The sequence below is a fragment of the Leptospira johnsonii genome (assembly GCF_003112675.1).
GTDB classification, from domain to species: Bacteria; Spirochaetota; Leptospiria; order Leptospirales; family Leptospiraceae; genus Leptospira_B; species Leptospira_B johnsonii.
This window is the reverse complement of the sequence record NZ_BFAY01000011.1, coordinates 978,903-993,714: the sequence shown is the minus strand read 5'-3', so window position 1 is coordinate 993,714 and position 14,812 is coordinate 978,903. Positions and strand designations below refer to the sequence as shown.

The 14,812-nt window shown below is 39.9% G+C and carries 12 protein-coding genes; 6 read left to right on the top strand and 6 right to left on the bottom strand.

The window, feature by feature from the left end; all coding sequences use genetic code 11:
• Positions 1–34: 34 nt before the first annotated feature.
• Together LPTSP_RS13510 and LPTSP_RS13505 are read left to right on the top strand one after the other, a co-directional pair.
• Positions 35–1,654 carry an LIC10124 family lipoprotein gene (locus LPTSP_RS13510; RefSeq protein ID WP_245915573.1) on the top strand — a complete coding sequence of 540 codons (1,620 nt, stop codon included), beginning with the start codon at positions 35–37 and terminating at the stop codon, positions 1,652–1,654.
• A complete protein-coding gene (locus LPTSP_RS13505; protein ID WP_108929232.1) occupies positions 1,654–5,226 on the top strand; it encodes a tetratricopeptide repeat protein in 3,573 nt (1,190 codons plus the stop codon). The genes LPTSP_RS13510 and LPTSP_RS13505 overlap by 1 nt, the downstream gene beginning before the upstream one ends.
• An 8-nt stretch (positions 5,227–5,234) precedes the next feature.
• On the opposite strand, the gene trmB is transcribed toward LPTSP_RS13505, so the two are convergent.
• Complete coding sequence (gene trmB, locus LPTSP_RS13500; protein ID WP_108929231.1) at positions 5,235–5,882, bottom strand: tRNA (guanosine(46)-N7)-methyltransferase TrmB; 648 nt, start codon at positions 5,880–5,882, stop codon at positions 5,235–5,237.
• 49 nt (positions 5,883–5,931) lie between these two features.
• Between trmB and LPTSP_RS13495 the strand changes: the two genes are divergently transcribed.
• The 3 genes from LPTSP_RS13495 to LPTSP_RS13485 all read left to right on the top strand — a co-directional run bounded on the left by LPTSP_RS13495 (position 5,932) and on the right by LPTSP_RS13485 (position 8,149).
• Positions 5,932–6,870 (top strand): MBL fold metallo-hydrolase, encoded by a 939-nt coding sequence (locus LPTSP_RS13495; RefSeq protein WP_108929230.1) that lies wholly within the window; start codon positions 5,932–5,934, stop codon positions 6,868–6,870.
• Positions 6,871–6,957: 87 nt separating this feature from the next.
• On the top strand, positions 6,958–7,371 hold the full coding sequence (locus tag LPTSP_RS13490) for a PilZ domain-containing protein (protein WP_245915572.1): 414 nt from the start codon (positions 6,958–6,960) through the stop codon (positions 7,369–7,371).
• Positions 7,372–7,447: 76 nt separating this feature from the next.
• A complete protein-coding gene (locus LPTSP_RS13485; RefSeq protein WP_108929229.1) occupies positions 7,448–8,149 on the top strand; it encodes a hypothetical protein in 702 nt (233 codons plus the stop codon).
• Between the two features lie 2 nt (positions 8,150–8,151).
• Here LPTSP_RS13485 and yihA read toward each other — a convergent pair whose 3' ends face one another.
• The 4 genes from yihA to LPTSP_RS13465 form a co-directional block, all read right to left on the bottom strand.
• Positions 8,152–8,826, bottom strand: a complete 675-nt coding sequence (gene yihA, locus LPTSP_RS13480; RefSeq protein ID WP_008591632.1) for a ribosome biogenesis GTP-binding protein YihA/YsxC — start codon at positions 8,824–8,826, stop codon at positions 8,152–8,154.
• A gap of 15 nt (positions 8,827–8,841) precedes the next feature.
• Positions 8,842–9,813 (bottom strand): tRNA lysidine(34) synthetase TilS, encoded by a 972-nt coding sequence (gene tilS / locus LPTSP_RS19335; RefSeq protein WP_108929228.1) that lies wholly within the window; start codon positions 9,811–9,813, stop codon positions 8,842–8,844.
• The gene (locus LPTSP_RS19330; protein ID WP_282432936.1) at positions 9,783–10,028 is read right to left on the bottom strand and encodes a PP-loop family protein; all 246 of its coding nucleotides are present in this window, start codon (positions 10,026–10,028) and stop codon (positions 9,783–9,785) included. Before LPTSP_RS19330 ends, tilS begins: the two co-directional genes overlap by 31 nt.
• A 68-nt stretch (positions 10,029–10,096) precedes the next feature.
• Positions 10,097–12,025 (bottom strand): GAF domain-containing SpoIIE family protein phosphatase, encoded by a 1,929-nt coding sequence (locus tag LPTSP_RS13465; protein WP_108929226.1) that lies wholly within the window; start codon positions 12,023–12,025, stop codon positions 10,097–10,099.
• A 342-nt stretch (positions 12,026–12,367) separates the two neighbouring features.
• Here LPTSP_RS13465 and LPTSP_RS13460 point away from each other — a divergent pair, with 342 nt between their 5' ends.
• Positions 12,368–14,413 (top strand): sigma-54-dependent Fis family transcriptional regulator, encoded by a 2,046-nt coding sequence (locus LPTSP_RS13460; protein WP_108929225.1) that lies wholly within the window; start codon positions 12,368–12,370, stop codon positions 14,411–14,413.
• Here LPTSP_RS13460 and LPTSP_RS13455 read toward each other — a convergent pair.
• On the bottom strand, positions 14,410–14,808 hold the full coding sequence (locus LPTSP_RS13455; RefSeq protein ID WP_108929224.1) for an SET domain-containing protein: 399 nt from the start codon (positions 14,806–14,808) through the stop codon (positions 14,410–14,412). The genes LPTSP_RS13460 and LPTSP_RS13455 overlap by 4 nt on opposite strands.
• Positions 14,809–14,812 lie beyond the last annotated feature (4 nt).

Genomic DNA, 14,812 nt, shown 5'->3' with positions numbered 1-14,812 from the left:
TGCTAAATCAGTCCCTCAGAAATTTTTTTACGGGATGGGGAACAATTCATTTCGTAATCTTATTATATTCTCTCTTATTACGAGTTTTGGGCTTACTTGCTCCTCGGTACAGAAGTTAAACGAACCTTCTAAGCTGATACAAGAACCGTATTACAAGCCAATAGGCGATTCCGAGAGTGTATTCATTTTTAGGGAATCCGATACCGACTATCGGGTCCGGAAAGCGGGGCATGAGGTCCCGATCTTAGCCTTTTCTCCTATCGAATATCCTAAATCGGTAGATAAGAAATTAGCATCTTATTTTGATCAAGAGATCGGTTTGGTTTGGAAAGATATCAAATTTTCGAACGCTAAAATTTCGCCAGATGTTTGGAAAAATAAAACCGGTTTAGCACAAGAACTAAAATCCAAGGATGTGGATGTTTTAGTTTTGGGGTCAGTAATCGAATCTGAAACAGGTTGGACTTTTAAATTCGAATTAAAAGACTCCGTGGATACAAATTCTTATGGAGACTTTGAACTTTCTTTTAAACGCCCGGTTTCAACGGAAGAAGTGGGTGCTTGGAATCAGGTAATCTTCTGGAAATCTTCTGACAGAGTTATTTCATTAGAATCGAAACAGACCACAGTTCCGGTTTGGGATAGAAAGCCGGACCTAACTAGAATCAAAGAAATCGTAAATTCTTCCATCAAAGGGACCTTAACAGTAAGAGCTTCCTCCGGAGACACTGAGATACTTTGGAAAGGCAAGTCGTTAGGGAACACTCCATTGACTGAGGTTCCAATCCAAGAAGGGATCCAAGAGATCCAGGTAGTCTTAAAGGGAAAAAAACCAATCACTAAGACTATTCAAGTACGAGCAGGTAAAAAAAGTTTCTTGTTCCAAGAATGGGAAGAAGATCGCACATTAGGATCTGCTAAAGTAATCACTGTGCCTAACGGACTTTCGGTTTCTTTGGACGGTTACAAGCAAGGTGAAACTCCTTTTTATCGTAGTAACTTAACTCCTGGAGCTTATCAGTTGGAGCTCCTAAAAGAAAGTGCGGACGGCGCTTATGTATATTACGAAGGGATCTTGGATGTCAAACCGGATCGTTTGGTAGAATTGGCGCTCCCTTATTTCGGATATGGATTATTGTCCGAGTTAGAATTCTGGAAGCCATCCGGAGAATTTGGATTTTCTCCTTTCGGGCCGAACGCTCTGGAATTCGCAAAAAAGAAAAACTTATCCAATGGTTGGAATGGAGTGTATTCTCTTCCATTCATTCCGGAAGAATTAGAGATAGAAGGTTACTTCTTACTTCCAGTTGATCATGGGGATGCTTCCGTAGCGGTGACATTCCACTTGAACGGTCTTTCTCTGGGAGTAGTGGCAGGAAAGGAGAAGGTTTCCATCTTCCAATTTCCTTCTGATGGAAAAACACTCAGCACTTATAAATATCTGGATGTGGACAAGGACATTGGCCGACCATTCCTATTCAAAACGGATTTAAAGAATAAAAAATTATACTTATACTTAGGTAGGGATGTGGTTTGGCAGGGAGATTTGCCTGCGGGAGGACTCTGGACTGTTTCCGTTTTGACCAGAGGAGAAGAGTTTAGGGAAAAAGCTCCCATCAAAGATCTGAAGATTCTCTATAAGGGATACAAGTGATGAATCGTATACTTTCTCGTTTTATAATATTCTCTATCGTTTCCATTTTTGCTGTCCATTGTGTTTCTAAGGATTTCAGAAAATCGAATTCTCAAGATGCAATCCTGGAAAAAGACATTCTTGCAGCTCAAAAATTGAAACAAGCATCCAGGCTGATCAACGAAGGAAACTCAGCTTTCCAAAAGGGAAAATTCGAAGTTTCTCTTTCTAAAGGAAGAGAGGCAGTAAAAGCATATCCTACTGCAGAAGGTTATTACTTGATCGGATCTTCTGAATATCGTTTGGGTAAAACTGAAGATTCTTTGAATTCTTTGAAAAAGGGAACCGAAATGGATCCGGAGAATGAGCAGATCCTTTTGACTCTCGGGATCTTATACACCTCTCAAGGAGCCAATAAGGACGCTCTGGAAGTCTATTCCAAATTAGAAAAACTTCCAAAGGTAGATGGAAGTGCTTATACATTCAAAAAAGCTGTATTACTAAAAACGATCGGAAAATATGACGAGGCATATTCTGCTCTCAAGTCAATTCCGGAAGAAAAGTTCAAATTTAAAGCTCAGTTGTACATGCAATTGGGAGATACTGCTGTCCAGGTAAAAGATTACGAGGCCGCAGAATCTTATTTTGAGAAGGCTAGAAATGCAGATCCGGATCTGGCATCTGCAAAACAGTCGGCTTCCGCCACTAAGGTGGCTTCTTTATTAGAAAAAGGGAATGCTGCTCTTAAGGCAAAAAGCTACAGAGAAGCGGTCCAATATTTCAATTCTGCCACTCAATTAGATCCTAAGAACCCTTCCCCATTTGTATTTTTAGGAAATGCGAAAATACTTTCTAATGACACAGACGGCGCTATTAAAGCATTCGAAACTTCTCTCAAATTAAAAGCAGACTATCTAGAGGCTTATTCCGGGCTCGCATCCGCTTATAGCAAATCAGGGAACAATCCTAAAGCGATTTCCGTTTTAGAAAAGGCCATTCCATTCTTCCCAAAAAATGCAACCATTTACAATCAGATCGGTTTGAACCAAAAGTCATTAGGCGAAAATGCAAAGGCAATGGTTTCTTTTAGCAAGGCCCGCGAGCTGGATCCGAATTATAAAGAACCAGTTCTAAATCTTGTATATCTTCTTGCCTCAGAGAATAGATACAAAACTGCTAAAAATGAATTAGATAGTTTAAAGTCGGATGAAGAAACAAAAAAGGTCGCCGCCTTCTTGGAATCTTCCGAGTTGATCCATGAAGGAGATTTACGTCTTCGTAAAGGAGATACTAAGGCAGCAAAAACGTATTTTGATCGCGCAAAGGCTAAAGACCAGGATGATCCTGGAGTCTATACAGCTTATGGTCGTTTGTATCAGATCAGTGGAGATGCAAAACTTTCAGAGCAGAATTATCTAAAAGCTTTGAGTCTCCAAAAGGGAAATCTTCCTGCTCTCCAAGGTTTGATCCGTCTTTATTCGGCACAGAAAAACCAATCTAAAGTCGCTCAGTACACTAAAGAATTGGAAGCAATCACCGGAAACGATCCTCTTTCCGGGATAGTATTAGCCAGAACTTACGAAGACAAAAAAGAATTTGATAAGGCAGAAAATACTTATAAAAATTTAATGAAGAAGTATCCGGACAATGAATCCATCCAATTCCGGTTGGCATTTCTTTATTATAAGATCGCTTTAGAAGAGAATGAAAAAGCAAATTATGATTCTGCAAGTTCTTGGTTAGCGAAGGCTGAAAAATTAACCAAAGATCTACCTGAGATCGCAGAAGCAAAACAAACCATAGACCAAAACAGAAAGTTCTCCGAAGTAATTCCTACTATCCAAAAAGCAAACCGTTTCTTTGACAATAAGTCGTATGAAAAGGCGGTTCCTCTTTATCAATCCGCTTACGATAAAACTAAAAAGCTTACTTTATATATTAAGATAGCTGAATGTTATCTCGCAATGGGGATGGAGGAGAAAGGGATTTCCCTTTTAGAAAATTCTCCAGAGGGGTCCAAAAATCTCGCTGCCCAAGAGGCAATCTACGCCTTCTTACTTAGAAAGGGAGAAGTGGATAATGCTGAGAAAGGCTTCCAAAAGATCCTAGAGAAAAAACAAGACTCCTACTATAGCCATTACCAGCTTGGGATCATCGCTCTCCAAAAGAAGAGCTTTGACACTGCGATCGAGTCATTCAATCGTTCTTGGTTATTAAATCCTGAATTCACTCCTTCCAGGATCGGTAAAGGGATCGCTTACTATAATCAGAATAAGAGTAAAGAAGCCAAAGAAGAATTTGAAAGCGCGATGAAAGCGGATTCTGAAAATGAATTGGCTCCTTACAATATAGGGATCGTCCTTTTTAACGATAATCTTCTGGAGCAGTCCGTAGAAATATTTAAGGAAATCATAAAGAAGAACCCTGATTTTCCGGATGCACATTTTCAACTTTCCTATATCTACTTTAAAAAGGGAGATCTGGAAGCTGCGGATGCAGAGATCGTAAAAGCTCTTGAACTCGAGAGAGATGAGAAGTTCTTACATGCACGTATTAGAATTCTTTCCGAATTAAAGACCAGAAATCCTGCAAATGCAGAATACAAAAAGTTGGTTATAGAGTTAGGTAGAGAACTTGCGGAAAAATTCCCGAATTCCCCTTATTCTAGCCAAGCGGAAAGATTGGTTCTTTCAGATTCGGATACTCCTGTGGTCCTACAACCGTTCCCAAATCGTGGATCTTTGATTGGGGTTCCAGTGATTATCAACGATCTATTATTAATGAATTACGGAACTTCTATCGAAGCGATGGATAAAAATAGAGCGATCCGTCTTTGGAGGATCACGAGTACTAAACCTTTCCGTAATGTTCTTGCGGACCGTCGAGTGTATGCGTTCACGGATAGAAGCTTAGAAGTTAGAGACCAAAACTCAGGTTCCGTTTTTCAAACTATCAATCTTCCGGGAATGTTCAAAAAGGCGATGGTTTCCGGAGATAGAATTTTAGTAGAAACAGAAACCTCGGGAAAAAGGACCTTAACCAGTTACTCAGATACTTTCGAAGAAAATAAATCCATTCCTCTGGATTCTAAATCTTGGTCAGCATCTAAAAAGGGACAAGTGTTCTTAGTCCAATCTTCTTCTAAGGAAGATAAGATTCTATATGTAGATGCAAAACTGAGTAAGGATGTAGACTCCGCTTGGACAGGAACTACGAATCCTAGATTGCTTGGTGCAACTGAAGACGGTACATTCTTCCGTACCGATAAAGAAATCGTTTATGTTTCCGGAAAAGGAAAAGCCACTAAGACTGAAATTTCAGATAAGTCAGCGAATCTTTTCAGTGTGAGGGGAAACTCTCTTTGGTTTGCTGGTAACGACAAAATATATCGTGTGGATGCGGATTCTTCTAGTCTGAAAGAGATCAAAATTTTGGACAAAGAAGTTGAGGGTCTTTTACCAGGTAAAAAGAAAGATGTAATCGTATTATATAAAGATAATACAGCAGTCAGATATGATGAGAAGGGCGAAGCGGTTTGGACTTATAAATTAGTCCAAGATTCCGACAACGTTTACTCTTTATTGTATCACTAAGAATTTTTTCAGACTTTGATCCGATCCAAATAATAAATCCGGGAGCCAGTCTCCCGTTTTTCCTGTTCGAAATGGGAGATCGGAAAGTTCTCCCTTTGCAGAGAAAACTCTGAGTGGATCGGTTTATATCTAAGATCTTCTCTAAAAAGGCGAATTCCTTTACGTGCATAAGGTCCGTAGTCGGTTGCGAAATGGAATTTGCCACCTTTCTTCAAAAGAATATGAACAGTATCTAGAAATCTGGGATTTAAGGTCCTATGTTTATGATGCCTACGCTTGGGCCAAGGATCAGGAAAGTTTAGAAGTATTTCATCGAAAATACCAGATTCAAAAATTTCTTCTAAAAACCAATTGAAGTTTACTGAAAGGAGTTTAACGTTCTTGATATCGTTTTCCTTCAGATCACGGATAGTTTTGCGTAAACGATCTGCCTTCTTCTCCATTAGGACAAAACCGGTGTTTGGATTATCTTTGGCTAAGGATACAGCTACTTCTCCCCAACCGGAGCCTAGCTCTAGATAATATGTCCCGAATTCTTCGAAAAACAAATCGTTTTTTTTTAATTTACTTCCGGGGTTGATTTTCAGGAAATAATCTGAGGAAAAGGGGATTCGAGTAGCGATCTTCCATTGTTTTTCACGAAAATTCGATGTCATCGCCGAATACCTGCAAATACCAAATCTTTTAGTTGTCTAATTTAATACAGTGAAAATAAAATTATACGGAGTAAGAGGATCTCTTCCAACTCCGCTTTCCGGTTCGGAATATAGAGAAAAGTTAGAAAAGATCCTAGAGTCCGCTCATAAGGAATTTAAACTTAAGAACGGAACCTTCTCCGTTCCTACATTCTTACAATCTTTAAGCCCAGAACTGTTACGCCCCGTGGGAGGAAATACCACTTGTGTGTACGTTGAATCAACAAACGGTCAGAAATTAATTATAGATTGCGGTTCCGGAATGAGAGAATTGGGCAATGATCTTTTAAAGGAAGGTATAGCTCAAGGCGGCTCTGTCAAAATTTTAGTGACGCATACTCACTGGGATCATATTCAAGGTTGGCCTTTTTTTAAACCTGGATACATTCCAAATGTTCAAGTCGATTTTTATTCTACTATTTCTAATCTAAAGGAAAGATTCGATCGCCAGCAAAATCCCGAGAACTTTCCGATCACACTGGATGAGATGATGTCCAAGAAAACATTCACTCTTCTCCAAAGACAAAAGACAGTGCAGATGGGCGATTTTAAAGTAACCCCTTTCCTCTTAAAACACCCTGGCAACTGCACAGGCTATCATATAGAAGAGAACGGAAAGAGTTTCCTATTCTGCACCGATGTGGAAGTAAGAGAAGAAGATCTTTCCGAATTCGAACAATTACGCGCTAAAATCGGAAGTCCTGACATGTTGATCATTGATGCACAATACAGTTCTGAAGAAGCTGAACGTAAGATCGGTTGGGGTCATACGTCCGGAAGATTAGCTGTGCGCTGCGGAGAAGTTCTGGGTGTAAATAAACTGGTTCTAACTCATCATGAACCTGATCATCCTGATGAAGAGATCATACGAATGTTCAATCAAGAAAAACAATCTACTGCTCTTTCTGAGATAGTATTAGCAAGAGAAGCGGATATATTTCAACTCTAGCATAAAGTTAGTATAAGAATAGATGTTTAGATCTATTCTTAATCGATTGTTTCACTTCTAAATTCATTTTTTTAAAAGAATCTTACATTGAAAAGAAATCTTCTTTTAAATTATTTCTTAGTACTGTATGCTCTCCCGGCTATGCAAAGACTAGAGATCGGGGTGGATCCTTCCCAAAAGGTAGCACCTGATTTGCCGGCGGATCAAAGATTTTATACAAGATTCCGTAAAGACAGTCAGATTAAACTTTTCGAGGGAGGAAATTGGAGCGAGGGTATATTGATAGATATATCGATGATTGGAGCATCCATTCTTTCTAATGAAAGTTGGAGTCCCGGCACAAGAATCACGATTATGTCACCAATGTTTACCTGCGAGATACCAGGAGAGGTCATTCGTAAAACTGTTAGCAACATGGGGCAAAGATACGCGATAGTATTTCACGATCTTTGCGACTCAAGTATACTTGAGATACTTAATAAGATAGCACATTGCAGATAACGTTTTTCTGTTAAGTATTGGAATTTTTTTCCAAAGCTCTAAACTCAAGGCTTACCGGGCCGACATTTATAATAGGATGAACCTGGGAGTTATACAATCTTCTTCCATGATGGAAAGACCGAAAGACACTTCGGTTAAGTACATTGGCCACGGGCAACTGGAAAGTGCGCCTCAGGCTAGTTCTGTACTCCACGTAATATCTCATGAACTAGGACATGTTGCAGAGTTCCGCAACGAAGCTATCAGAGATAATGCTGAGCTCCGAACCATAGACGTATCCATTGAATACGAACTTAGAGATGGGAAATTAGTCGCTGTAGCTGGAGAAACAAAGGCTACTACTGTTAAAAAGGCCGATAAGGAAAAACCAGATCTTTCAACTTTGAATGAAGGAGATGGGAATTCCAACAAATCGGCCGATCCTACAAAGAAGAAAGAAGCAACTTCCCATTCGCAACTGATCTCAGATAAAGAATGGGAACTTATGTCCGAATTGCGCGATATAGACCTGGAATTGAACCGGTTGGATAAGAATCAGGTTTCGTCTCATGAAGATCCTGAAAGAAAGTCTGAAGACGAAGCTCGTCGTCACATGGAACTGATCGAAAGAAAACGTAAGTTGGAAATGGCATTAAGCCAGGAAAAACTGAAAGCTCTTTTGGAAGAGACCTTAAAAACAATCCAAGAACTAAATCAGAAACAGATTCAATTTGCCGGAAAAGTATATTACGGAGATGCAATTAACTCCGCCGGCAATCTTTTAGAAACTCACGCTTAATATTAACCTTGTTCGTTGATCTCTTGCGGGATCGCATCTTCTTCCATTGGAGGAATGATCAAAGATTTCATCATATTCTCTATGATCTTTCTGAGTTCTGGCAGGCCCTTTCCGTATTTAGGAGAAACAAAAACGATTTCTAACATAGGATACAATCCTTGGATATTTTTCATTTTTTTTCTAAGTTTGGAAAGTTCCGACTGATTGAGTTTATCTATTTTAGTACGAATTAAAACCGGTTTGGTTCCTTTTTCGAAACAGGTACCGATCAATTCTAATTCTTCGTCAGGTAATTCTCTTTGTGCATCTGATAATAAGAAAAGACATTTTAGATCTTTAGCCGAGTTCAGATAATTCATCAAAAGATCCATCATCTGTTCGTGATCTTTATGGGAATTCGCGGAATAACCGAAACCAGGGGTGTCCACTAAGAATAAAGATTTAGAAACTAAGAAAAAATTCAGTAACTTAGTTTTACCAGGAGTTGCAGAAACCTTTGCTAAGGATTTTCTTTCTACGATTGCGTTTAATAATCTGGACTTTCCGGAGTTAGAACGACCCGCGAATGCGATATGAGGAATACCTTTGGAAGGAACTTTAGAAGCATCCGCATAAGAAGATAAGAATCTAACTTCTCTAAAGAATGGGTCCGGCTTTAATTCTTGGAGTTCTTCCATAAACCTCTGGACTCTCTAATCTTGCGGGAAATCATCCGATCGAATATCATCCAAACGGGCATCCCACATTCGAAGGCAAACCAATACAGTTTTCCCTTCCCGTTTTAGAATGGGTAGCATTTTTCTGACCGGAACCGGAATCTCTTTCTCTCGAAGGATTTCGGAAACGTCTCGATGGATTCCTCCAAGCAGGATTTTTTCTCCTTCTCCGTCGTTAGACGGTTCGCAATTTTTCGGTATCTTTTTTGTCTTACCATTCCATTTCAAAAAGAAAGAGTCAGAGTCATAACTGAACGGTTTCAAATAAGAAGCTTTTTTGGGTAAGATGTACAGATCTGACGAAACACTTTTCCAAAACCAAACTTCTTTGTTTTCGAGAGAAAAAGAAACTTTTCTGTCCAGGTTATGCAGAAGGTCCGTAAGGAACTGAGAATTCACAGGATGAAGGCCTAAACTTTTCAAATGTAAGTCCAGAACTTGCTTACAAATAGACGCCGGCTCTTCTTCTAAAATTCGTCTGGATACCGTTCTGATCTCGTCTTCGTTTACTTTGCGGTTTGCAGTTCCGCTCCTCGGTGTATCAGAATCGTGGAAATTATGAAAAATTTTATCAGGATCTGCGCCTTCTTTTAAAAGCACCGGAAGTAATTCGGATCGGATCCGATTCCTAAGATAACGGGAAGAATGATTGGATTCGTCTTCGAATACCGGCCAGTCAGCTTCCGCCAATGCGGTTTTACGATCCTTTTCACCGAATAATAATAATGGTCTGAATCTATTGTTCTCTAAAACTCCCAAGGTACGTAGGGAATTCCAACCGCCGCCTCTGATAAGCTGCAGAAGTACAGTCTCTAGATAATCTTCTGCATGATGCCCGGTTGCAATGTAACCGCCTATCTTTTCTGAAATTTTTTCTAGGTCTCTAAATCGGAGAACTCTTCCGGCTTCTTCTAAACTTAGTTTGGTCTTACTGGCAAACTTCGGCACGTTTTTTTTTTAAAGATTGAGTTTGGACCTAATGAGCGGATAAACTTTAAGATTTCGGATTCCTGTTCCGTATTATCCCGGATAGAATGATCCAAATGATAAATAACAGGAAAATGAGAGATTAAGTTTTTATTATGAAGCCAAAGATAGAATTGAAGAAGTAAGGAGGAATCTTTTCCACCGGAAAAAGCGATTACCACAGGTTTAGTTTTCATAAAGTCCTGGTAATTTTTTAATCGGGACCAAGCGGATTGAAAAATAGGTTCTAAGGTTTCGTTCATTCTTATTTTAAGCGCTTTATTCCTATTAGAGTGATATCATCCGTCTGTTCCCTTTCCCCGGTAAAGTTTTTTATCTTTTTTAAAACTGTTTCCAGTAGTTTAGGTAGGCTTTCCTTTCGAGCCTCGAAAACACAATTGTGCAGGCGATCCATTTCGAAAAAGTCTTCAGAAGGGTTCATTGCCTCCCATACACCGTCTGTTAGCATTAGGAAAAAATCTCCCGGCTCTAAGTAAAATTCCGCGCTGTTCTCGAAGCGGTCTATGTCAGGATCTATTCCTAAAACCACACCTCCTGTAGGAATTTCCTCCAAACGATTTTCTTTTTTACGATACACTAGGATATTTCCCTGGCCCCCACCGCTGAAAGCAAAACGGTTTTCGTTTTGGTCCCAATGAATGATGGTCAAGGACATGAAACGAGGAGAAACAATATCTTTAAAATAATTTTGATATAGATAGGTGTTTACCGTTACTAAAATTTCCCAAGGAGTAGGATTTTTTCGTACCAATGAATGTATCACTGTCCTGACGGTTGCCATTACGATCCCTGCAGGAACGCCTTTGCCACTCACGTCACCTATACAAATATAAGTTTCTTTATTAGATGGATGTATTATGAAATCATAATAATCACCTCCTACTCCGATTGCTGGCACCATTAACCCGGCGAATTCGTAGTTTGGATGCTCCGGCATTTTTCTGGGAAGCAGGGATCTTTGTAAATCTCTTGCGATCTCTATTTCTTTATCTAATCGTTCTTTCTCGGCTCTTTGGTGGAATAAGTGAAAGTTTTGAACGGATATCCCTGCTTGGACTGCGAATGCGTTTAATACATCTATTTCTTCCGGACTCCAGTGAAGTTCTTCTTCCTTAGCGAGAAGTATCCAAATTTCAGAATTATCGGAACGTAATACCGGTAAGATCGCTAGATGTTTTTTCTTTCCGTTGCTTCCTAAGGTTTTCCATTCTTTCAGATCTATCGAATCCAATAAGATGGCGGATTCGCTAGATTTTTTCAATACGTTCCATTCTCCTTTTAATTGGATATTCAGTTTGATTTCTGGCGCTCTTGGGCTGCCAGTAAGTATATGTCCTTCGGTAGAGATTGTTTTTCCTTCCGAATCTATTTTTCTTTCTAACAAAACGAAAAGATCACTTTCCGAAAATTCGGTTAAGGAAAGGAGAATGACCCGGAAAATTTCAGTTCTATATTTGAATCCTAAGCTGCTGAGTTTTAAAGCAGCAGAGTGAAGATTTCTAAAATTCCTGGATTGGGTTTGGGAAACTTCGAAAAGAATTCTGTTCTTTAATGTAGTGGCGAATTGACTTGCGATCAATTCCAGAAAATAGCGGTCCTTCTCCGCTTGTATAGGATCATCTTTTTCGTAATCTACATTAATTAACCCTAATACTTCTTTTTTCAGATGAATAGGCACCGAAAGTTCTGATTCTACCTTATTCACCCTTCCATATTGTCTGATCTGTTTATGAGGTTGCTCATCGAATCTATAATAAACGGATTTGCAGGTCTCGATTGCTTGTCCTAAAGGGCCGTTTTGCTCTCCTTTTTTGATCTCCATTCTGAAGGCGAGTTTTTCTAAAGCAGGACCTTTTTTGTTTTTGCAGGATTTTACTAAGATTCGATCCAACCTAGGCTCATACACCATGACTGAGATCCCTGGAAGATTCAATTTTCTGAATGCTAGATTGGTAAAATTTTCGAGAAGATCGTCCAGATTCGGACTAGTATTAAAAAGAGAAAGGAACTCTAATAAGATCTCGTTAGATAACGCATGTACTTCGGGAGGTTTGATCCTGTTTCGTTTTCTTTTTTCTAAGATCCATTCTCTTCCACAGGAATTACAAAGAAATTTTCCATCTTTGAGTTTTCCTTCTGGAAGATAAAATTCTCCGCAAAATACGCAGGACATCCGGAGAAAAATGATACGAGAAGGTTGGAGGGGTGGAAAGATGTTTTTATTCTTCTTCTTTAGAAAATCTTAGAATAATGAGAAGTTGTTCTAAATTTGTAAGAGTATCTTCTTCTGAAATTCTAAAGTATTTCGATCAGTCATGATATTATGTCATCTGAATCACCAAATCAAAACTGCTTCTGATGCAAATAATGTATTCTTTCCTGGAAACGAAGCGAGTTGCTTGGATTTTAAGTTTTTTCCTTGACCGCAAAATCATCAATCAGCACCTTTTTTGAGCAGATGTCCGGTTACGTAAAACCCAGCCCACTCCGCCATATACAAGAAGTGGCAACCGCTATGAATTCGACTTTGGATCCAGATCGCCTTCTGGATCTGATTTTGGAGAGATGTATCCAAATTTGTGAGGTCGGTTCAGGTTCCCTCATGTTGATCAGCAGATCGGATGAGGTCTTGGACATCGTAACTTTCCGAGGGATGAACCCTTCTGTTCGGACAAAAGTGAAGCTTCGAGTGGGCGAAGGGATCACAGGTATCGTTGCAGCTTCCGGCGAAGGAATGATCGTTAACGACGTTACCCAAAATCCGCATTACATTTCCATTAAGGACGATATTCTTTCCGAGCTTGCCGTTCCGATGATCGTAGAAGACGAGGTCATCGGTGTTATCTCTCTCGACTCTAGCAGAAAGCAGGCATTCAGCGAAGAGCATTTGGAACTTGTTTCCACTCTGGCCAATATGGCGGCTCAGATCTTTAAGAACCTTCAGACTTTCAGACAGTTGGAGCAAAAGAATAAGATCCAACAAGTACTCATAGATATTTCTAGAACGGTAACTTCTACCTTAGTTCTTCAGGAAATTTTTGACGATGTGATGGATAGATTGGATAAATCTCTGAACTTGGAAAGAGGGTCCATCGTACTATTCGAATCCGATAAGAATATCCTGAAACTTAGCGCAGCCTCCGGACTTACCGCTGAGGAAATGGAGAAGGGAGTATATCTTCCTGGAGAAGGAGTCACCGGAAAAGTTTACGAATCCGGTGAAGCAGTCATCGTAGAATCCATCGTCAGCGACGAAAATTTCCTGAATAGATTAGGGAATGCCAGCCATTTTAAGAACAATCCTGAGAACGTTAGTTTTCTTGCAGCTCCTATCAAATCGGATACGGACGTATTGGGAGTAGTCAGCGTATTCTTCGTTCATAAAAAATACGTAGATCTTAAAACGTATTTGGACTTCCTTCAGGTAGTCGCCTCCGTAATTTACCAAGCGATCCGCATCCAAAAACTGATCGATGAAGAAAAACGTGAGATCTCCAGAGAGAACATTCTATTAAAACGAGAACTTAAAAATAAATACAAGTTCGGTTCATTGATCGGAAAATCCAAGTCGATGGAAAAACTTTTCGAGATGATCCAACTTGTCTCGGACTCTCGCGCTTCCGTATTGATCACTGGAGAATCCGGAACAGGAAAAGAGATGATCGCATCTGCGATCCATTACAACTCAGCCAGGGGCGATAAACCTTTTATCAAGATCAACTGTGCTGCTATTCCTGAAAATCTTTTAGAGTCCGAATTATTCGGTCATAAAAAAGGATCTTTTACAGGTGCAGTAGCCGACAAAAAAGGAAAGTTTGAGATGGCCGATACTGGCACCATCTTTTTGGATGAGATCGGAGAAATGGATCTCAACCTTCAATCCAAACTTCTGAGAGTTCTTCAGGAAAAAGAGATCGAAGCTGTTGGTTCCGTTAAACCTAAGAAGATCGACGTAAGGATCATAGCTGCGACTAACGCAGATCTGGAAGATCTGATCTCTCAAAAACTATTCAGAGCAGATCTATATTATCGTTTGAACGTAGTCAATATGGTGACCCCTCCTCTTCGTGAAAGGCCGGAAGATATTCCTCTTCTGATCAATCATTTCATCACAAAGTATACTTCTGAGAATATTAAGAAGATCAAAGGGATCACTAGAGAAGCTCATAAACTTCTGATGAGTTATGCTTGGCCTGGAAACGTGCGGGAATTAGAGAACGTGATTGAAAGAGCTGTTGTACTTTCCCAATCCGAAATGTTGGATATCCAAGACTTCTCGGAAATCAGTGGTCGCATCCTTTACGGTGACGAAGGAGAAGAAGTAGAAGTTGGCATGGATCCGGAAGCTTCTTCAGAAGTGGCAAGTTCCAAGTTCTCCCCTGCTCATTTGGATGCACTAGACGGAAGAGCGATGGAAGTCGTTGTGGGTGAAGTGGAAGCTAGACTGATCAAGTATGCAATGAAGAAGTTCAAATACACCAAGACTAGAGTCGCCAAGTTCTTGGGTATCAACAGAAACACCTTGGATAAGAAGATCAAGGATCTTAAGATAGATTATTAAGAAGGAAGTTTATCCTTCCAGTTCTGATCGAATTCCTTATAGTTGCAGGTCAATTCTTCATCCTTTAGGATCTTGCGGACAGCTCTGTCCCTTCCTAAAGGATTACTTGCCCCTTGGACTCCACTTTTATCTTCTAAAGTGTTTGCTTGGTCGCTATGATTCATGAAGCGGGAATTATCCACGCAAAAGTACCATTGCCCTTCGAACAAATAAGAATACGTATAGATCAGATTTTGGAGTCTTTCCGGAAGAGCTTGTACTTCTTCCTGTGTTAGGGTCCAAACGGTTTTAGGATGGAACTCCCATACGAGTTCACCTTCTTCTATATCTCTACCTGCAAAAACCCCGAGGCCCCCTATTGGAGACTCAGAAACGTAAGTCGGTACTTTCAGCATTTTT